Origin of the sequence: Nostoc sp. FACHB-190 (assembly GCF_014696905.1) — a bacterium.
In the GTDB taxonomy this organism is placed as follows: Bacteria; Cyanobacteriota; Cyanobacteriia; order Cyanobacteriales; family Nostocaceae; genus Nostoc_B.
The window spans coordinates 288,868-307,550 of record NZ_JACJQW010000004.1; the positions used below are offsets into that span (position 1 = coordinate 288,868).

Sequence of the window (18,683 nt, forward strand, 5' to 3'; positions counted from 1 at the left end):
AGCAATCTCTAGCATGACATTGGCATTTGTTCCCTATTCCATTTACGTGACTGGGTTTATTCCACATGGACATTGTTATCTCTGGAAACCCGAACTTGTATGGCTAAATATTATTTCTGATGGTGCGATCGCTCTAGCTTATTATTCCATACCTCTGCTATTAATTTACTTTATTTCCAAACGTCAAGATGTCCCCTTTAATGGAGTATTTCTGTTATTTGGGGCTTTTATCTTGGCTTGTGGTAGTGGACATTTAATAGATATTTGGACGCTTTGGCATCCTGATTATTGGGTTTCATCGATTGTCAAAGCGTTTACAGCAATTATCTCAATATATACAGCCTTTGCCTTAATTTATCTCATGCCACAAGCTCTGACGCTGCCTAGTCCAGCACAGTTAGAAGCTATCAATAAAGTGCTTAAAACTGAAATTATTGAGCGTAAACGTATCGAACAAGAACTACGCCTTGCTGAAGAAGCTGCTAAAAATTCTAGCCAAGCCAAGAGTGAATTTCTTGCTAATATGAGCCATGAATTACGCACACCACTCAACGGTATTCTTGGCTATACACAAATTCTCCAACGCACAGAAAAATTAAGCGAAAAAGGGAGTAAAGGTGTCGGAATTATTTATCAGTGTGGTTCTCATTTATTAACCCTAATTAATGATATTTTAGATTTGTCTAAAATCGAAGCTAGAAAACTAGAATTAAATCTCATTGATTTTTATTTACCTGCATTTATCGATAGCGTCAGTGAAATTTGTCGTATCCGCGCTGAACAAAAAGTCATCGGGTTTCATGTATTACTTGACCCAGATTTACCTATCGGGATTCGGGCTGATGAAAAACGCTTGCGCCAAGTGTTGATTAACTTACTTGGTAATGCTATTAAATTTACGCAACAAGGCAGTGTTACCTTTAAAATTAAAGTTATTAACCAAGCTATTCATGATGAAGGTAAAATTATCTATAAACTTCGTTTTGAAGTGATAGATACTGGCACAGGTATTACACCCGAACAACTCGAAAAAATCTTTGTACCGTTTGAACAAGCAGGAAGTCAAAAACGCCAAACAGAAGGCACAGGATTAGGACTAGCCATCAGCCAAAAAATTATTTCATTGATGGGCAGTCAAATTCAAGTAGTAAGTGAATTTGGCAAAGGCAGTACTTTTTGGTTTGAAATAGAATCACCAGAATCTAAAGATTGGGCGAAAGTTTCTAGAGTAGTTGAACAGGGAATTATTATTGGTTATCAAGGAAAAAAACGCACAATTTTGATTGTGGATGATAAATGGGAAAATCGCTCGGTGATTGTCAATTTATTAGAACCAGTAGGGTTTGATGTCATAGAAGCCATTCATGGAAAAGAAGCATGGGAGAAAATCAACACTCATCAACCAGACTTGATAATTACTGATTTAGTCATGCCTGTGATGGATGGGTTTGAGTTGATTAAGAGTTTGCGTCAGGCTAGTCAATTTGCCAACATACCTGCGATCGCTTCTTCTGCCAGTGTCTTTGCAATTGACGAATATAAAAGTATTGATATGGGCGCGAATGCCTTTCTCTCTAAGCCAGTAGAAGCAGAAACACTCCTGGAACTACTGCGGCAATTTCTACAACTGGAATGGTTATACGAAAATCAACAAAACACTATAAACCAACCTAAAACAGATACTTTAGATAATTTTATTTTGCCAGCAAAAGAAGTTTTACAACAATTCTTAGAACTCACTCAAGATGGCGATGTGCAGAACATTTTAGAACTAGCTGAACAACTCGCTTCTCAGCCGCAGTTCCACAACTTTACTAATCACATTATCCAGTTAGCAAAAAACTTTCAACTCAAACGTTTAGAAACTTTTATTCAACAACAAATTAGTTAATACAGCATCATGAATCAGGTTTTAACAAAGGGATTTATTTTGATTGTGGACGATAATCCCACCAATTTATCTGTACTTTCAGAAGCACTCGCGGGTGAGGGTTGGCGTTTTCGTGTCGCGGTGGATGGCGAAAGTGCGATCGCTCAAGCCGAACGCAACCAACCAGAATTAATTTTACTTGATGTCCAAATGCCCGGTATTGACGGCTTTGAAACCTGTCGTCGTCTCAAAGCGAACCCAGCAACACAAAACATTCCGATTATTTTCACCACAGCCTTAGCTGATACAGAAAGCAAAATTCACGGATTTTCCCTGGGTGCGGTTGATTATATCCCCAAACCCTTTGCCCAAGCAGAAGTTATTGCGCGAGTGCGTGTGCATTTACAACTCCAGCAATTAACCCAATCTTTAGAAGAACAAGTACGCGATCGCACCACTGCGTTACAAAAAGCCCAAGTACAACTGGTACAACAAGAAAAACTCTCAACTCTTGGAGAGTTAATCGCGGGAATCGCCCACGAAATGAACAACCCCATTGGCTTTATCGTTAACAATATCCCGCCCTTACAAGAATATATTGCTGACATCACCAAGCTACTGCAACTGTACGAACAAGAATATCCCGTCCCAACCGCCACAATTACGACTTTTATACATAACTTGGATTTGCCATTTGTGCTTGAAGACTTAGAAAAAATTGTCAGTTCCATCGAGGTAGGTTCCGAACGCATTCAACACCTTTCAACCTCACTCCGCAGTTTCTCACGCTCAGATAGCGACACCAAATTACCTGCTGATTTGCATACGGGTATGGATAGTACGCTGTTGATTTTACAACATCGCCTCAAGCCTAATGGCGATCGCCCGGCAATTGAAGTGATTCGCGCTTACGGTAAGTTACCTCATGTTCCCTGCTACATCGGTGAAATGAATCAAGTATTTATGAATCTGCTGGCTAACGCCGTTGATGCTCTGGATGAAGCAATTATCCAAGGTAAAATGAGCGATCGCATCCCGCAAATTCAAATTACCACCGATGTCAATTCCCAACAAATGGCGGTAATTAAAATTGCTGACAATGGTATCGGGATTCCTGAAAGACTCAAACAAAGACTGTTTGAACCTTTATTTACAACAAAACCCGTCGGTAAAGGTACGGGACTTGGTTTATCTATTGCCCATCAAATTATCGTCGAAAAACACAACGGCACAATGGAAGTTAATTCTCAGCCCGGTATCGGAACCGAGTTTACCATCGCAATTCCCATCTCATGACGATACTTTACTTAGATGACGTAGACCATAGGTATAGCAAAATGCTTGGAATTGGAGAATATTTTTATACCTTGCGATCGCCTAAATAAACTTAATAATACCTCTTCAGAAATTTGCTGTTTTGAAATTGATGATTTAAAGTAGTGCTGAGTTTTTCGGAAACAATCATCAATGACTACTTTAACGACAGAAAAGCAAAAATCCACCAAGCAGAAAAAACAGTCTTTTGGGCGCGTAGATATCGGTTCTCCCAAAGTTCCATTCCGCAAAACCAAAAAAATCAAACAAGAACATGAGTTACTCAGTGACTGGGAACACGCTAGTTAATTAATTACGACTGGCAAAACTCCACTGACACAATTGAGATACTGGTGTCATTCGGGGGCGATTGTATTGGTAAAATCCCTCAAGATTGAGTAAAGCTTTGCGGTACAAAATCCACGTAGCACTATCCTCGTCAACATTGACGGTATTGAGGATATTTGCCTGACTAAGTGTTAAATGTTCTTCTGCATCCCACTTAAATTCAGCAGAATCAACTGTATTTTTCTGCGGAATATCCCACACAATACTTAGACCTTCGCCTGTGATCAGATTTTTATCTGCTATCCCACGCACACAAACAAATTGATCAGAGTGCGGATACCCATAATAACCATTCACTTGATTTCCAGTTTTAGAGAAATTAAAACAAACTCCAGCCCCATCCCGCCAATCTTGGGGGTCAGGTTGACTGCAAAATTGATATTGACCATTTACTAAACGGGCAATATTGACTGGTTGATTTGTTAACTGCAAGTCTTGAGCAAAAAGAACCTTACCAGAAATCAGTGAACCTGTGAATAAAGTTAAACAGACAATACCCATTGGTAAGAAATTGCTCATGATTAGCATTATCTCACCGCTATATTTCTGGGAGACTTGGTTGGAGAAAAAGATTTAAATTAACTAATTTCTACACAACTGGGGACGCAGCAACCACCATAAACATTAGCAATGCCAACATCAAAACCAAGAGTTTGACAATTAGGTAAGTTGTAGGATCATAAAGTGAAAAATCGCTAAACATGAGACACCTCCATTAACCATGTTTGCAAAGTTAATTTCAGCAATAAACCTGAAGGGGAAACAGAGGCTAATTTCTATTTTTACCTTTGTTTCCTACATTTATATTTTCTCTCAAAATTCTCTGACCAGAACCATTATGTAATTTTAGGTAACATTTCTCCTGTGTAAGCAGGGTGGGCAGTTTGCCCGCCCAATTAATGCGATCGCAATTTTAAGTATGTTGACATAATTATTTATATTTAGAAGACGCATTTCGACTCCCTTCGACTACGCTCAGGGCAAGTCGCTCAATGCTCAATAGCCTTGCTAAAAGAGGGTTGAGCGCAGCGATGCACTGAGCTTGTCGAAGTGTCGAAACCCGCCAATCTCAAGTTAAGTTGAATTCAGTCCTTCTACTTAATTTAACTTTCAGGTACATCAATCAAAATACTACCTTCTTCCACACGTATCGGAAAAACTGGCAGTGTTTTTTGTTGCGAAACTAACGACAATACCTTACCGACTCCTGGCGGCCAGGGACACCAATTATTCACCTGGCCAGTACCCAAATCAAAAGCACTGCGGTGAAACGGGCAAACAATCGCGCCGTCTTCAATTTTGCCATTCTTCAGAGGTAATTTTAAATGTGGGCAAGTATTTTCTACTGCATATAATTTATTCTCATGATTCAGCAAGAGAATTTTGCGCTTACCGACATTCACAACTTCTCTCGCACCTGGGGCAAGTGCATTAGCCGCCAGAACTTTAGTCCAGCCCATTGAGTTCTCCTTCATTAATGGATCTGTTCTCAGTTTCCCGCAATTGTGACCCTAGTGTGTATTGTTGCCTCCTGACTGCTTCCATAACAGGCGGTATAACATAGAGTAGACAAGATACTCACTTTAAATTACTTTACAAAGGTCGGAAAAAATGGGTCGCATAAATCCCTACACCCTGCAAATGCAAATTACCCGGATGTTTGACCAAGGACAATCATTTTTCGCTACAACCAAAGTCCAGGAATGGTTAAAAGAACGCAATCAAAATCCCCTAGACTACGATATTATTTTCCACCAAAAACCCGCGCCTCCTGGCTCTAAAGAAGTCATGGTGGTAGAAATTGAACTCCGCCGCAAAGATGGACAGCCTGTAGATGCTTGGTTGCAAGAACAAGCCAACCTTCATGTGTAAGTCTTGAAAGTGCTGAGTGCTGAGTGCTGAGTAGTAACCCAGTTCCTCGCAAATGCTTGGTGGACTCCTATAAAATTTAAGATTTTGGATTTTAAATTATCCGTAAGAAGGGTGGACAAAACTTTGCCCACCCTTCTTGCTATCGAAATGATTAATTCTGACTTCTGACTTCTAATACCAAATTGAAGAATGATTGCGACAAATGAATTGCTCAAAAGCTTACCAGTAAAGCCTGTCTCAATCCAAAATCTGTCTTGAAAAGTTTGCTCAAGTCGGGGAACCCGCCCACGCAACTTTTCGCAAAATCTAAAATCCAAAATGGTATAACTTCTTCATCAATGATGATGATGGTGATGATGTTCAGTTAAGTGAGGATTCACTGTCACAGCTTGTTCTGACAGCAAATCGGCAATATGAGAATTTGCCCATTCTGCCGCCATTGCCAAAAATTCTGGATTGTCGTTCACACAAGCCATCTGCACATAATCCACACCAGAATGCTGCTTTTCTAAATCATGAATAATGTGGTGGACATCTAATAAAGTTTCATGGTTTTCCGTAGCAAAACCAATGGGCATAAATACTATGACTTTTGCCCCTAATTGAATCAGGTTTTTAGCAGCTTGTTCAGCGTTCGGCTGTGTCCATTCAATTAAAGGTGTATCGTGATTCAACCAACCCACCGATATTAAAGGATAGCGGTTAATCAACTTATCTCGGACTAAATCATACAACGCTTGGCTTTCGGTGATCCCAGAGGTGAAACCTTTGGCTTTGTGGGGACAACCGTGATTCATTAATACAATCCCGATTTGGGAAGGTAAGTAATTTGCGGCTAAATCAGCATCGATTTTTTCTTCCACCAGATGCGCCATCAAATCGATGTATGCTGGTTCGTTGTAAAAAGACGGAATGTAACGCTGTCCTTTCACCCAGTGTTCTTCTCCGGCTGCGATTTCGGCTAAAGCGTTATTTACTTGCTCGATCGCAATTCCACTGGTAAAAATCGAATCAACAACCAACAGGGGGTAAATTAACAGCTTATCAAATCCTTGGCTTTGGATTTCTGCTAAAACTTGCTTGGGTAAGAAAGGCGCACAAAAGTTAAATGCTTTGAATACTTTAACGCGATCGCCCCACTTCGCCTGTAAATTCTGTTCAATGCCGGCTCGTTGCTGCTCAAATATGGCGTTGTGTGGCGAAATAAAATCATGGTGTGTATGACCCCATTCATGGCGGTCAAATAACGCCAACAGCCTTGCTAGAGGCGGATAAATCCAAGTTGGAACGGGTGCAAACTTCGCTGTCAGTAAATTTAAAGCCTGTTCATTATAATTGGCAAAATCTTCGTAGCTTTCGACTTCACCATAGCCCATCAATAATACAGCTACACGGTCTTGACCAGGTAGATGCTCATGGGTGTGTTGCAATTTTTCTGGGGTAGCAACCACAATACATTCCTCAATATAAATTCAGAGTCAAGAGCTAGGTAATAACTCTCGTGTATTTTTCTGAATCATAAATCATTATCCCTTCCGGGGGGATAGGATAACCAGAAAATTAACAACAATACTTCAAAAGACATACTTAGAATTAATCCTAGATACTGAGTATGACAAAATAATTACCGAGTATCCTCAAGAAAAATTTAACTAATTCGTTCTATTTATGCAAGATTTTTAAGTGTTTTTTATATCTTTTTGTTTAAATAGAAATACTTAATCTAATTCTGGATGAATGAACAAAAACACTAGAACGAGCAACTGTAACTTGTGAGCATAAAAGATAAATGATGATCATCCTTTGCCCAGGAATTCATGAACCCGAACTCACGGAAAACTTTATTTCAGGATGTTTAAGCCAAAAAAGAGATAAAATTATGGTGTTTCCGGGGCAAGGTGTTTTAGCATTATCAGCCCCACATATTTTGCAATTTTTAGGCGATCGCTGCAAAAATCGTCAAAATTCACCTATTGTATTTATTAGCTTCAGTGCGGGAGTCGCGGGAGCGATCGCCGCCGCCTGGAACTGGCAAATCTTGGGAGGACAAGTCAAAGCGTTTATTGCTATAGATGGATGGGGTGTACCTTTATGGGGGAATTTTCCTATTCATCGCCTCAGCCACGATTATTTTACACATTGGAGTTCTTTGTTACTCGGTAGTGGGCATAATAATTTTTACGCAGAACCAACCGTTGACCATTTATCTATGTGGCGATCGCCCCAAAATGTTCAAGGTTGGTGGGTAGACTCTTCTTATGAAGATTTTCCCCAACAAATGCGCTTGACTGCTGCTGAGTTTTTGCATTTGTTGCTAAAACGCTATGAATAAAAATAGTCCGGAAAACAGCGTCAGTAAACAGGAGTGAGAAATAGGAAGCAGCCAGGGAGCAACTCTACTCCCCACTCCCTACTCCCTACTCCCCCAGCTGTTCTATCTACCCTAGTCGTTATCACTAAGAACCGATGTTTCCAACTGAACCTGCTGCTGTCAATCATGGGTTTAGCGCACTGCTAAAAAACCGTGGCTTCATGCTTCTGTGGATTGGACAACTTATTTCCCAGTTGGCAGATAAAGTCTTTTTCGTATTGATGATTGCCTTACTGGAATTTTATCCAGCCCCACCAGGATTAGCCGAGAACTCGATGTACTCAACCTTAATGGTGGCATTTACCATCCCCGCCATTTTATTCGGTTCTGCGGGCGGTATATTTGTCGATCGGTTGCCAAAAAAGTTGATTATGGTAGGCTCCGATATTGTGCGTGGGCTATTAACACTGTGTCTGCCCTTTTTACCAAGAGAATTTTTTATTTTATTAATTCTCACCTTTTGCATCTCTACAGTAACGCAGTTTTTTGCCCCCGCAGAACAAGCAGCCATCCCTTTGTTAGTGCGTCGAGAAAATTTAATGGCAGCCAACGCCCTGTTTAGCAGCACCATGATGGGCGCGTTGATAGTAGGTTTCGCCATTGGAGAACCCATATTAAGTTGGGCTAAAACCCTAATGGGAGAAGAATACGGTCAAGAAATTATCGTTGGCGGACTGTACATTTTATCGGGTGTGATGATGCAGCCGATTCAGTTTAAAGAACATAAACCCCATCGAGAACATCGAGTATCTGCAAACCCTTGGGCGGAATTTAGAGAAAGTGTGCGCTATCTCAAGAAAAACCGCTTAGTATTAAACGCAATGCTGCAATTAACCACCTTATATTGTGTGTTTGCAGCTTTAACAGTCCTGACAATTCGATTAGCAGAAGAGTTTGGTTTAAAAGAAAAACAGTTTGGCTTTTTCTTAGCAGCAGCTGGAGTCGGAATGCTGATCGGGGCGGGGATTTTAGGTCACTGGGGAGATAAATTACACCACAAACCCTTACCTTTGATGGGATTTTTAGCAATGGCACTCGTTTTGGGAGTTTTTACATTTACCCATAACTTATTGCTGGCATTAGGGCTGTGTACATTGTTAGGTATAGGTGCGGCCTTGATTGGCGTACCCATGCAAACTTTAATTCAGCAGCAAACACCGCCAACCATGCACGGTAAAGTATTTGGCTTTCAAAACCATGCCGTAAATATTGCTTTATCTGTACCTTTAGCCATCACTGGGCCATTAACAGATGCCCTTGGGTTGCGTGTGGTATTAGTGACAATGAGCGTTGTAGTTGCGGCCGTTGGTGTTTGGGCATGGCAAAACACCCGCCGAGTATTACAGGATGTGATTTAAAAAGCTTGATAACTCATCGTTAGCGCAATTTGAGGATGAGTTTGGTGAACATATAGCAGAAGGCACTCCGGCAAAGCCGGAGAAGTCAAAAGTAAAAAACCAAAAGTCAAAAGTATTCTTCATTTTTGCCTTTTTACTTTTGCCTTTTGACTTACCGCTACGCGGTTGAGGCAGAAGGCAGGAGGAAAAGTCTTACTATTCCTGGCATTTAAGCTTTCAAATTGTCCTAACATATCTGACTACGGCTATAGATGAAATAAGGGAGAGTATCAAAGCAGGCGATAACATTCTCGCCAAGAAATCGTAGAGTCTGCGTAAGTCATAAGGGAATAGCTCGTGCCTCAAGAAAAAAATAAGGGGTGTGCTGGAACACATTCCCCTGATTTGCTTTTAGCGCAGTTCCAAGCCCGTCGCCGTGAACCGTAACCGCTCTGGGCGTACTCCCAAGGCAGTCTCTAGGGCTACCCCGGCAACCTCGCGGTAGGTATTGAGCAATTCTTGGTCGTTCTGCTCAATTGCTACTGTGTAGCCTGCCAAAGGTAGGGTCGCCATCAGCACGAAGGTTTCATAGAGTTTTTGGCGCTCTTGGCTGTTCAGTGCTTTAAAGGTCGTCGATGAACCGAAGGCCGCATCGCTATTTGCTTGGAGATTCATCAGCGCGGCTTCGGTGGGTTCTTCGCCGTAGTGTACCATGTAGCAAACTCCCACCAAGTAAGTGAAGGCCATCGCCACATTGTTGGGGCGGCCTAAACGGCGGGCTTCTTGCTCGAAAGCTTTGAAGCCCTCGGAGAAGGCTTTGGTTGACTCGCGTACTACGGCGGGGTCACTGCTCAAGCTGCGGGCGAACTGCGTCAGCAACAATCGCTGCGGGACGGGTCGAAAAGTGGTTTTTGGGGCAGTTTGGGCTTGGGTGCGGGCGGTGGTTTGGGCGCTCCGGTTGCTGTTGTTGCTCCGATTGATGCTGTTGAGCCTTCTCTGAGCTTCACGCACCAGCGCAGCATTTTGCTGAACGCTGAGATAGGCGTTCATGTTGCTGAAGCTGAGACTACTGGGTGCGCCAAATTGGGCCATAGTTGGTTTACCAGAGACACCAACGACGATGGCGGTAGTGAGGATGACCTTGATGTATGGGTTCATGGGTTTTCCTGTATGGGTCTTGGGATTTACACAGTTGAAAACTTGAGCATTACAGTGCCATTTTTCACACTTACAATTAAAATGTTACACCCTACACAACTTGCCAAAAACGATCGCCTACGGTGGGCAGATGCCCTCCCGCCTTCTGCTATGATTTCAGCAAACTTATACCATTTTGGATTTTAGATTTTGCGAAAAGTTGCGTGGGCGGGTTCCCCGACTTGAGCAAACTTTTCAAGACAGATTTTGGATTGGGTAAGGGTTAATTGGTAAGCTTTTGAGCCATCCATTTGTCGCAATCATTTTTTAATTTGGTATTATCTATCCTGCATTGCGCGAACGGTGAGTGATAATCATGCTGAATTGTCTATGATTAAAAATAGTCAGCTTTGCTGATTAAAACCAGCGCAGCTTTGTTATTTCATATTTTTAAGATATTCAGCACAAACAGATAAATCTGTTTATCACTTCTATCCTGTGATTGATATTTAAAAAATCGGTAGGCACTAAATCGAACTTTTCCATTAAAATGAAATCTTAACTACAGAATTTCAGCGTTAACTTAGCTATTATTTGAGGTTCGATCGTGACCTTGAGCTTGCCTTCCCCGATTAGTCCCGCAAAAACCGAGAATCAACACCAGTCTGCTGCTCAATCGTCAGTTGTGACACCCAAAAGGGCAACTGGTGGTTTCGCTTTACTAGATAGCCTGCTGCGCCACGGCGTTGAGTATATATTCGGTTATCCTGGTGGGGCAATCCTGCCGATTTATGATGATTTATACAAAGTAGAATCCACTGGTGCGCTAAAGCACATCCTGGTAAGGCATGAACAAGGCGCAGCCCACGCCGCAGACGGCTATGCCCGCGCCACTGGTAAGGTAGGAGTTTGCTTTGGTACTTCTGGCCCAGGGGCGACAAACTTGGTAACAGGCATTGCTACAGCCTACATGGATTCAATTCCAATGGTGATCGTCACGGGACAAGTACCCCGGAAAATGATCGGTACAGATGCGTTCCAAGAAACCGATATTTACGGCATTACTTTACCCATAGTCAAGCACTCTTATGTGGTGCGTGACCCTAAAGATATGGCCAGAATCGTGGCTGAAGCATTCCACATTGCCAGCACCGGCAGGCCAGGGCCAGTTTTAATTGATGTCCCCAAAGATGTCGCCTTTGAAGAATTTGATTATGAGCCTGTAGAACCAGGTACAGTCAAATTACCGGGCTATCGCCCCACCGTTAAGGGAAACCCGCGCCAAATCAATGCGGCAATTAAGTTACTGAAAGAAAGCCGTCGTCCATTGTTGTATGTTGGTGGTGGTGCGATCGCATCTAACGCCCATGAAGAAGTTAAACAGTTAGCTGAGTTATTCAATATTCCTGTCACTACCACATTGATGGGAATTGGCGCATTTGATGAACATCATCCTCTGTCTGTGGGGATGTTGGGAATGCACGGCACAGCCTACGCTAACTTTGCTGTGAGTGATTGTGATTTGCTGATTTGCGTGGGTGCGAGATTTGATGACCGCGTAACAGGGAAATTAGATGAATTTGCTTCCCGCGCTAAGGTAATTCACATCGACATCGACCCAGCAGAAGTCGGGAAAAACCGCATTCCCGAAGTACCCATTGTTGGTGATGTCCGCAATGTACTGCTTGATTTGTTGCGGCGCTGCAAGCAATCTGGGGTTAAACCCACACCCAACCAAAACCAAGAATGGTTGAATTTAATTAACCGTTGGCGGGAAGAATACCCCTTGGTAGTTCCCCAACACCCCGACAGCATCTCTCCCCAAGAAGCCATTGTCGAAGTTAGTCACCAAGCACCCCACGCCTTCTATACCACAGATGTGGGTCAGCATCAAATGTGGGCGGCGCAGTTCCTCAAGAATGGGCCACGCCGTTGGATTTCCAGCGCGGGTTTAGGAACGATGGGTTTTGGCTTACCTGCGGCTATTGGTGCGAAAGTCGCCTTCCCCAACGAAGAAGTGATTTGTATCAGTGGTGATGCGAGTTTCCAAATGTGTTTACAAGAATTGGGAACAGCAGCACAATATGGAATTAATGTCAAGACTGTAATCGTCAACAACGGTTGGCAGGGAATGGTGCGCCAGTGGCAGCAAGCCTTCCACGGTGAACGTTACTCTTGTTCCAACATGGAAGTCGGGATGCCTGATATTGAGTTGTTAGCGAAAGCTTACGGTATCAAAGGCATTGTAGTTAAAGAACGGGAGCAATTAAAAGATGCGATCGCCGAAATGTTGGCACATAACGGCCCTGTCATCTTAAATGTTCACGTCACCAGAGACGAAAACTGCTATCCAATGGTAGCCCCTGGTAAGAGCAACGCTCAAATGGTCGGTTTACCCAAGCAACCACCAACCAGTTCTGTAGAACCTGTTTGTTGTAGTCACTGCGGTAGCATGAATGCACCGAACCATAACTTCTGTTCTGAGTGTGGGACAAAGTTGTAAGTTAATTAACTTTGGGTGTAAGGGGGTAAGGTAGGCAGAATGCAGTCCCAATAAAACAAGCTTCATCGCCAAGCATGAAAGTGGGACTAGCATTTTAAGTAATGAGTGATAAGTAATGAGTAATAAGTAATGGGTATTTACTCATTACTCCCCACTCATTACTTATAGGACTTACGCAAAAACCCTCTCGAATCCTCTTAACTTCGTGTCCTTTGCGCCCTTTGCGGTTCGTTTTTTCATGATTCTGTGTAAGTTCTGACTTATTACTCCCCACTCATTACTCATTACTCCTTACTTATTACTCAATAGGGATCAGAATTAAACCTCCCTCGCTTCACACTCCTAAAGTAATAACCCCGATTTGGTGGGTTTCTCAGGTCGAATGTATCGCCACTGGGAACCCGCCAAATTTTATAGTCATGGTAAGTCAGAGGTGTTCGGGGTTTACATATCTCCGGCGGGTGGTCGCCCAAGACAAAGTAGGCGGCGTTTCTCCCCATCACCTTGGCTAGACCATATTTATCGATGACAAGGGATGTCTCCTCGCTAATAGCTATTCCTAAAACGCGGTTAGCTTTGCCATCCTGAATTTGTCGTGCAATAAAAGCCATAATGCGACCCATACGTTTGCGGCTATCAAAGTGGGTATCGATGATGGTTCCGCGCAAATGACCCCATTGAAAAAAATCATAAGAAAAGGTGATATTTCGATAAGGGTCTTCGAGTATTTCTCTGGTTTCTATGCTGTCTTCGCAAGCACAAGAATCGTAGATATACTCACTGTGAATCATTGCACCTGCACTCGTCCCGCCAATTGCACCGCCTCTGGCGTAGACTTCTCGCACAGCGTTTTCTAGTTTGGTGTTTTTCCAACTGCGGATATATTGACATTGGTCTCCCCCAGCAAAGAAAACTACGCCAGCTTTTCTAACTTTGGTGACGATATCTTCGCGGTTGGCATCATTGCGGTTACTGATGATGAGTGTTTTGACTGAGTTCACACCTCTCATACCGTAAATCAGGTGATTGTAATCTTCACTGCCATAGGCGCGGAGAACTACCACATCAACTTTATTGGCGCTGCTACTAGTATCTCCACGAACTTGGTCAATCATCCATTGAATAGCCTTCTCAACATCAGGGCCACCGCCGCCTAAATTTAGTACGGGGCCAGCTAGACGAGGAAGGTGGGAAAGGGGCGGAACAACATCAACAGTGTTGTCAATGAAGTGGCGTTTCAGGTATGCTGTAAGACGGGTTATTAAACTGGCACCCATTCTTAACAACACAGTTCCCAAATTCTTCCAGAACTTTGCTATATCTGGGAATGCCTTCGTCATACTAACTTTATAGAGCAAACTGCATTTACTGTTTACTCTCGCATCAGAAGGCTTGAAATTCCCAGCGTACAGGTCTTGTAATGTTTTTTAACGTCAAATAGTCCAGAGTAATCATTTTTTCTCTGGTTTAGGGGCAGTATGCTCAGTTTTACGCTGTGTTTAATTACCAGATAACTTGCGATCGCTCCTGCACCACTCGCTGATAAACTGACTCTGTTTGCTGGGCTAGTTTTGACCAGCTAAAGCGGCGTTCTAAATCTTCGTAAGCGTTATCTACCAGCCATTGCCGATATCCGGGGTTTTTCAAAACCTCCAAAATTCCCCATGCTAAGGAATCAGGATCATTTACCCCAGTGACGATACCTGTTTTGGTATGCTGAACAACTTCCGGGAAACCACCTGTGTCAGAAACTACTACGGGTACGCGCGATGCAAAGCTTTCTAAAGCCACAATCCCAAAGGGTTCATAAAAACTAGGGAATACAGCACAGTCGGCAATGGTTTGAAATTTATCTAAGTATTCATCAGATAAGAAACCAGTAAAGTAGCATTTCTCCCAAATACCTAAATCTGTGGCTTGGCGTTTAAGATGATCGGTATTACCGCCACCAATAATCACAAATTTGACGTAACCACCCATCTCTGCAAGAACTTTGGGTGCAGCATTTAATAATACTGGTACACCTTTTTCATAAGTCATCCGCCCGACATAGTAAACAATTTTTTCACCATCTGCGGCAAATTGGCGGCGAAAATCTTGCGCGTGAAAATCTTGGTGATGCTGTTTTTTCTCTGGACGGATACCGTTATAAATCACATCGATTTTATCCCAAGGGCTGCTGAGGGCGCGTTCTACCTCTCGGCGCATATAGTCCGTACAAACGATAACGCGCCAAGCATCGAAAGCAAGTAAGTTTTCTTTGCCGTGAATATAGCGTTGAATATCGTTATGAATGCCGTTATAGCGTCCATGTTCTGTGGCGTGAATTGTTGCAATTAAAGGGATTTTAAAAGTATGCTTGAGGGCGATCGCAGCATCACCCACTAGCCAATCATGGGCATGGATCACATCAAACGGCCCTTCCTCCAAAATTAACTTACCACCGTGATGACCCATGCTTTGGTTAAGATTGACAATCCAGTGAAAAAAGTCATTACTATGTCCCACTGGTACCCGATGCACATTTATGCCTTCCACTACCTCATACATCGGTGCTTGACCAAATTCCACTGTAATTAAGTGAATTTCATGTCCTAACTTAGCTATTTCTGGATACAACTCAGCTACGTGTCTCGCAATACCGCCGACTATTCTTGGTGGAAATTCCCAACTTAATACAAGTATTTTCATGTACTAAAATCTCCAAATTTTTATAAATTTCTCAAAAAACTAGCTGTATCTCAAAAATACAAGGAGAAGAAATCTATTGAGTCGGTATGTTTACCAAAGTTTTCTAATTTTTTAATAATTTTAGGGATAGATCACAGGTTATCAAGGTTGAGCAAATTAGCAAATACCTTATGAAACTTACTAGATTAATTGATAAATGTTCCTGTGGGGATGAAGTATCTTACCCCTTTGTTGAGTTTTATGTAAGGTGTAAGGGTTTAGGGGTGTAGGGGTTTGAAACACTTAAACAACCAATACGCCTTGATACCCTAAACTAAGTTAGTCTTAATTTCCAGACTTAAGTAAAAACCATCAGGACATAAATAAAGGAATGTCAAGAGAATCTTCCCTTAGACATTCCTGTAGTTGCTGTATGCAGTTAATAACAGTCTTGATTTAATAGGACTTATGCAGTGAGACGAAAAATCAACGTTGTGGGGGAGGGTGAAGGTATTCAAACTTCTTACACCCTCAAGCCCTCACACCTTGCACCCATTCTTAACAGACAACCTTTGTGCGTAGTCCTGTTTAATTTTGATCTAACCGTAAAACAGCCATAAAAGCTTCTTGGGGTACATCTACTGTACCTACAGCCTTCATCCGCTTTTTACCTTTGGCTTGCTTCTGCAAAAGTTTCTTTTTCCGGCTGATGTCACCGCCGTAACACTTGGCGAGTACATCTTTGCGTAAGGCAGGGATATGTTCACTGGCGATGACTTTACTACCAATGGCGGCTTGAATTGGCACTTTAAATTGATGGCGGGGAATTAATTCTTTGAGTTTCTCAGCCATTGACCGCCCGACGTTATAAGCTTTATCGCGGTGGACAATCATTGCTAAAGAATCCACGGGGTCGCCGTTAATCATGATATCTAGCTTTACCAGGGGATTTTCACGGTAGCCAATGATATGGTATTCCATACTGGCATAACCGCGCGATCGCGATTTCATTTGGTCAAAAAAGTCGGTGACAACTTCCGCCAAGGGTATTTCATAAGTTAAGGTGGTACGCCCTTGGGTGAGATATTTCATGTCTTTGAAAATACCACGGCGATTTTGTGACAACTCCATCAATGTGCCGACAAAACCTTCCGGTGTAATCATTTCTACCTGTACATAGGGTTCTTCGATTTTCTCGCGATCGTTGGGAGCAGGCAAATGGCTAGGATTATCAATATATAATTCCTCGCCCTTAATAGTAGTGACTTTATAAACCACTGAAGGCGCAGTAATAATTAAATCCAAGTCATACTCGCGTTCTAGCCGTTCCTGCACGATTTCCATGTGCAGCAAGCCTAAGAACCCACACCGGAAACCAAAACCCATCGCGCTCGAAGTTTCTGGTTCATAGTGCAGCGCCGCATCATTGAGTCTGAGCTTTTCTAAAGCTTCCCGCAAGTCTTCAAATTGGTCAGCATCGATGGGAAACATCCCACAAAAGACCATTGGGTTGGCTTCGGTGTACCCTGGTAAGGGGTCTACGGCTTTGGCGTTAGACAAGGTAATGGTATCGCCTACCCGCGCATCGGCTACGGCTTTAATGGCGGCGGCTAAATAACCTACTTCCCCGGCGTGGAGTTCATCAACTTGCTTTTGGGTGGGAGACAAGACACCCAACTCGTCGATTTCGTATTCCTTGCCGGATGCCATTAGATAAACGCGATCGCCTTTTTTCACGCGCCCATCCATCACCCGGAAGTAGACAATTACCCCCCGATAGGGATCGTAATAGCTATCAAAAATTAACGCCCGTAAACGTTCATTAACTCTATCAGGTGCTGGCGGAACCCGTTCCACAATCGTCTCTAAAATCTCATTAATGCCAATTCCTTCTTTGGCTGAGGCGAGAATTGCCCCACTGCAATCAAGACCAATAATTTCTTCAATTTCGCTAATTACCCGGTCTGGTTCGGCACCAGGAAGGTCGATTTTGTTGAGAACGGGAATAATTTCCAAGTTATGCTCTAACGCCAAGTAGACATTCGCCAGAGTTTGCGCTTCCACACCTTGAGACGCATCTACAACCAATAGCGCCCCTTCACAAGCCGCCAAACTGCGCGACACCTCATAAGAAAAGTCTACGTGTCCGGGAGTGTCAATTAAATTTAATACATACTGCTGACCATCTTTAGCAGTGTAATTCATCCGGGCAGCTTGCAGCTTAATGGTAATGCCGCGCTCCCGTTCTAAATCCATATTGTCGAGAAACTGCTCCTTCATCTGTCGTTCATCAACAGTGCCGGTAGCTTGCAACAGGCGATCGGCCAGGGTTGATTTCCCGTGATCAATGTGAGCAATAATACAGAAATTGCGAATGCGAACTGCCGGAACGTCAGTCATATACTATCTTTGCTGAAGCAGCAACCAAGGTTATAAAGAGCGATTTACTTAATGTATTTTAATGCTTTCTTTGCCAAGACGCTGCTATTTAGGAGAGGGAGTGGGGAATGGGGAGTAGGGAGTTGGGGAGCAGGGGGGCGAGGGAGACAAGGGGGACAAGGTAGATAAGTCTGTAACATGGCGAATGACAATAACTAATGACCAATGACAAATGACTATTGACCCTTAAGTATTTTGCAAATCTATATAAAGTCTCTATAATTAAGTCTATTTTTCCTTGCAGGTATTGAACAATCAGCAGCGTACAATAAAGATATATAAGTACATAGTGTAGGGATCGTGGGCAGTTACACCTCGTAAATGCTCGGATCTACTGATTTACTGACAAAACTTCTAGAGCATTGAAAAAGTGAGTTCTATGAAAATGGCCACTTAAAAATCTCAAGCTGTTATTTTTGGTAGGAGTTCGGGGAACTATGTATCTATACCTTTAAGATTTGTCAGTAAACTAACCCGAAACTTGAGTAGAACTACTTTACAAAGCTTTGGAAAAAACAAATTCAGAGTATATAAACCTATGAATATGAAAGAGAGAGCTACCGAAGGGGAGCAAAGACAAGGCGATAAGGTAGAAATTGCTGTCCGCCTAGATTCTGAGTTATTAGAGCAAATTCAGCATCTTACCAATGATCCTAGCAAAGTCATTGAAGTGGCAATTCGCCAATGGTTACGGGGTGAGATTCCTAGAGATGATGAACTGACGCGGACTCCTTATCGCACACCTGTACCACCTAGAGGTGAGTGGAATGATTGACAGCCACAAACAAGCTTTTCATAGACAAGAACACAAAGGTCAATCAT

General features: G+C 42.8%; 15 protein-coding genes. 8 read left to right on the forward strand and 7 right to left on the reverse strand.

Going from position 1 to position 18,683, the window contains the following annotated elements; all coding sequences use genetic code 11:
- The first annotated feature begins 13 nt into the window (after positions 1 to 13).
- From H6G28_RS07570 to H6G28_RS07580, 3 genes are all read left to right on the forward strand, one after another.
- The gene (locus tag H6G28_RS07570) at positions 14 to 1,891 is read left to right on the forward strand and encodes an ATP-binding protein (protein WP_190670022.1); all 1,878 of its coding nucleotides are present in this window, start codon (positions 14 to 16) and stop codon (positions 1,889 to 1,891) included.
- A 9-nt stretch (positions 1,892 to 1,900) separates the two neighbouring features.
- Positions 1,901 to 3,166 (forward strand): sensor histidine kinase, encoded by a 1,266-nt coding sequence (locus tag H6G28_RS07575; protein ID WP_190670024.1) that lies wholly within the window; start codon positions 1,901 to 1,903, stop codon positions 3,164 to 3,166.
- 171 nt (positions 3,167 to 3,337) lie between these two features.
- Positions 3,338 to 3,493 carry a hypothetical protein gene (locus H6G28_RS07580; RefSeq protein WP_190592152.1) on the forward strand — a complete coding sequence of 52 codons (156 nt, stop codon included), beginning with the start codon at positions 3,338 to 3,340 and terminating at the stop codon, positions 3,491 to 3,493.
- Here H6G28_RS07580 and H6G28_RS07585 read toward each other — a convergent pair whose 3' ends face one another.
- Both H6G28_RS07585 and H6G28_RS07590 read right to left on the reverse strand, forming a co-directional pair.
- Positions 3,494 to 4,051 carry a hypothetical protein gene (locus tag H6G28_RS07585; protein ID WP_242054478.1) on the reverse strand — a complete coding sequence of 186 codons (558 nt, stop codon included), beginning with the start codon at positions 4,049 to 4,051 and terminating at the stop codon, positions 3,494 to 3,496.
- 584 nt (positions 4,052 to 4,635) lie between these two features.
- Complete coding sequence (locus H6G28_RS07590; RefSeq protein WP_190670028.1) at positions 4,636 to 4,992, reverse strand: Rieske (2Fe-2S) protein; 357 nt, start codon at positions 4,990 to 4,992, stop codon at positions 4,636 to 4,638.
- Between the two features lie 151 nt (positions 4,993 to 5,143).
- On the opposite strand from H6G28_RS07590, the gene H6G28_RS07595 reads away from it, so the two are divergent.
- The gene (locus tag H6G28_RS07595) at positions 5,144 to 5,404 is read left to right on the forward strand and encodes a hypothetical protein (protein ID WP_190670029.1); all 261 of its coding nucleotides are present in this window, start codon (positions 5,144 to 5,146) and stop codon (positions 5,402 to 5,404) included.
- A gap of 335 nt (positions 5,405 to 5,739) precedes the next feature.
- Here the strand turns inward: H6G28_RS07595 and H6G28_RS07600 are convergent, their stop codons facing one another.
- Positions 5,740 to 6,855 carry a ferrochelatase gene (locus tag H6G28_RS07600; protein ID WP_190670031.1) on the reverse strand — a complete coding sequence of 372 codons (1,116 nt, stop codon included), beginning with the start codon at positions 6,853 to 6,855 and terminating at the stop codon, positions 5,740 to 5,742.
- A gap of 338 nt (positions 6,856 to 7,193) precedes the next feature.
- On the opposite strand from H6G28_RS07600, the gene H6G28_RS07605 reads away from it, so the two are divergent.
- Entirely contained in the window at positions 7,194 to 7,736 is a 543-nt protein-coding gene (locus H6G28_RS07605; RefSeq protein ID WP_190670032.1) for a hypothetical protein, read from the forward strand.
- Between the two features lie 134 nt (positions 7,737 to 7,870).
- A complete protein-coding gene (locus H6G28_RS07610) occupies positions 7,871 to 9,133 on the forward strand; it encodes an MFS transporter (protein ID WP_190592158.1) in 1,263 nt (420 codons plus the stop codon).
- Between the two features lie 390 nt (positions 9,134 to 9,523).
- Here the strand turns inward: H6G28_RS07610 and H6G28_RS07615 are convergent, their stop codons facing one another.
- Positions 9,524 to 10,270, reverse strand: coding sequence for a DUF6683 family protein (locus H6G28_RS07615; RefSeq protein WP_190592159.1), 747 nt, complete (start codon positions 10,268 to 10,270; stop codon positions 9,524 to 9,526).
- Positions 10,271 to 10,856: 586 nt separating this feature from the next.
- On the opposite strand from H6G28_RS07615, the gene ilvB reads away from it, so the two are divergent.
- Positions 10,857 to 12,752: a biosynthetic-type acetolactate synthase large subunit gene (gene ilvB / locus H6G28_RS07620; protein WP_190670034.1), complete on the forward strand. Its 1,896-nt coding sequence runs from the start codon at positions 10,857 to 10,859 to the stop codon at positions 12,750 to 12,752.
- Between the two features lie 302 nt (positions 12,753 to 13,054).
- On the opposite strand, the gene H6G28_RS07625 is transcribed toward ilvB, so the two are convergent.
- The 3 genes from H6G28_RS07625 to lepA form a co-directional block, all read right to left on the reverse strand.
- On the reverse strand, positions 13,055 to 14,092 hold the full coding sequence (locus tag H6G28_RS07625; RefSeq protein ID WP_190670036.1) for a cyanophycinase: 1,038 nt from the start codon (positions 14,090 to 14,092) through the stop codon (positions 13,055 to 13,057).
- Positions 14,093 to 14,255: 163 nt separating this feature from the next.
- Positions 14,256 to 15,443: a glycosyltransferase family 4 protein gene (locus tag H6G28_RS07630; RefSeq protein WP_190670038.1), complete on the reverse strand. Its 1,188-nt coding sequence runs from the start codon at positions 15,441 to 15,443 to the stop codon at positions 14,256 to 14,258.
- Positions 15,444 to 16,010: 567 nt separating this feature from the next.
- Positions 16,011 to 17,822 carry a translation elongation factor 4 gene (lepA, locus tag H6G28_RS07635; protein WP_190592163.1) on the reverse strand — a complete coding sequence of 604 codons (1,812 nt, stop codon included), beginning with the start codon at positions 17,820 to 17,822 and terminating at the stop codon, positions 16,011 to 16,013.
- A gap of 577 nt (positions 17,823 to 18,399) precedes the next feature.
- Here lepA and H6G28_RS07640 point away from each other — a divergent pair.
- Positions 18,400 to 18,636, forward strand: a complete 237-nt coding sequence (locus H6G28_RS07640) for a hypothetical protein (RefSeq protein WP_015113554.1) — start codon at positions 18,400 to 18,402, stop codon at positions 18,634 to 18,636.
- Positions 18,637 to 18,683: the final 47 nt, after the last annotated feature.

Excerpts from the sequence above, each read along its gene's own strand:
- H6G28_RS07575 (WP_190670024.1), top strand. The coding sequence starts at position 1,901 with ATGAATCAGGTTTTAACAAAGGGATTTATTTTGATTGTGGACGATAAT.
- H6G28_RS07595 (WP_190670029.1), top strand. The coding sequence starts at position 5,144 with ATGGGTCGCATAAATCCCTACACCCTGCAAATGCAAATTACCCGGATG.
- H6G28_RS07585 (WP_242054478.1), bottom strand. The coding sequence starts at position 4,051 with ATGAGCAATTTCTTACCAATGGGTATTGTCTGTTTAACTTTATTCACA.
- H6G28_RS07625 (WP_190670036.1), bottom strand. The coding sequence starts at position 14,092 with ATGACGAAGGCATTCCCAGATATAGCAAAGTTCTGGAAGAATTTGGGA.
- H6G28_RS07630 (WP_190670038.1), bottom strand. The coding sequence starts at position 15,443 with ATGAAAATACTTGTATTAAGTTGGGAATTTCCACCAAGAATAGTCGGC.
- H6G28_RS07610 (WP_190592158.1), top strand. The coding sequence starts at position 7,871 with ATGTTTCCAACTGAACCTGCTGCTGTCAATCATGGGTTTAGCGCACTG.
- H6G28_RS07570 (WP_190670022.1), top strand. The coding sequence starts at position 14 with ATGACATTGGCATTTGTTCCCTATTCCATTTACGTGACTGGGTTTATT.
- H6G28_RS07640 (WP_015113554.1), top strand. The coding sequence starts at position 18,400 with ATGAATATGAAAGAGAGAGCTACCGAAGGGGAGCAAAGACAAGGCGAT.
- H6G28_RS07590 (WP_190670028.1), bottom strand. The coding sequence starts at position 4,992 with ATGGGCTGGACTAAAGTTCTGGCGGCTAATGCACTTGCCCCAGGTGCG.
- H6G28_RS07615 (WP_190592159.1), bottom strand. The coding sequence starts at position 10,270 with ATGAACCCATACATCAAGGTCATCCTCACTACCGCCATCGTCGTTGGT.
- lepA (WP_190592163.1), bottom strand. The coding sequence starts at position 17,822 with ATGACTGACGTTCCGGCAGTTCGCATTCGCAATTTCTGTATTATTGCT.
- H6G28_RS07605 (WP_190670032.1), top strand. The coding sequence starts at position 7,194 with ATGATGATCATCCTTTGCCCAGGAATTCATGAACCCGAACTCACGGAA.
- H6G28_RS07580 (WP_190592152.1), top strand. The coding sequence starts at position 3,338 with ATGACTACTTTAACGACAGAAAAGCAAAAATCCACCAAGCAGAAAAAA.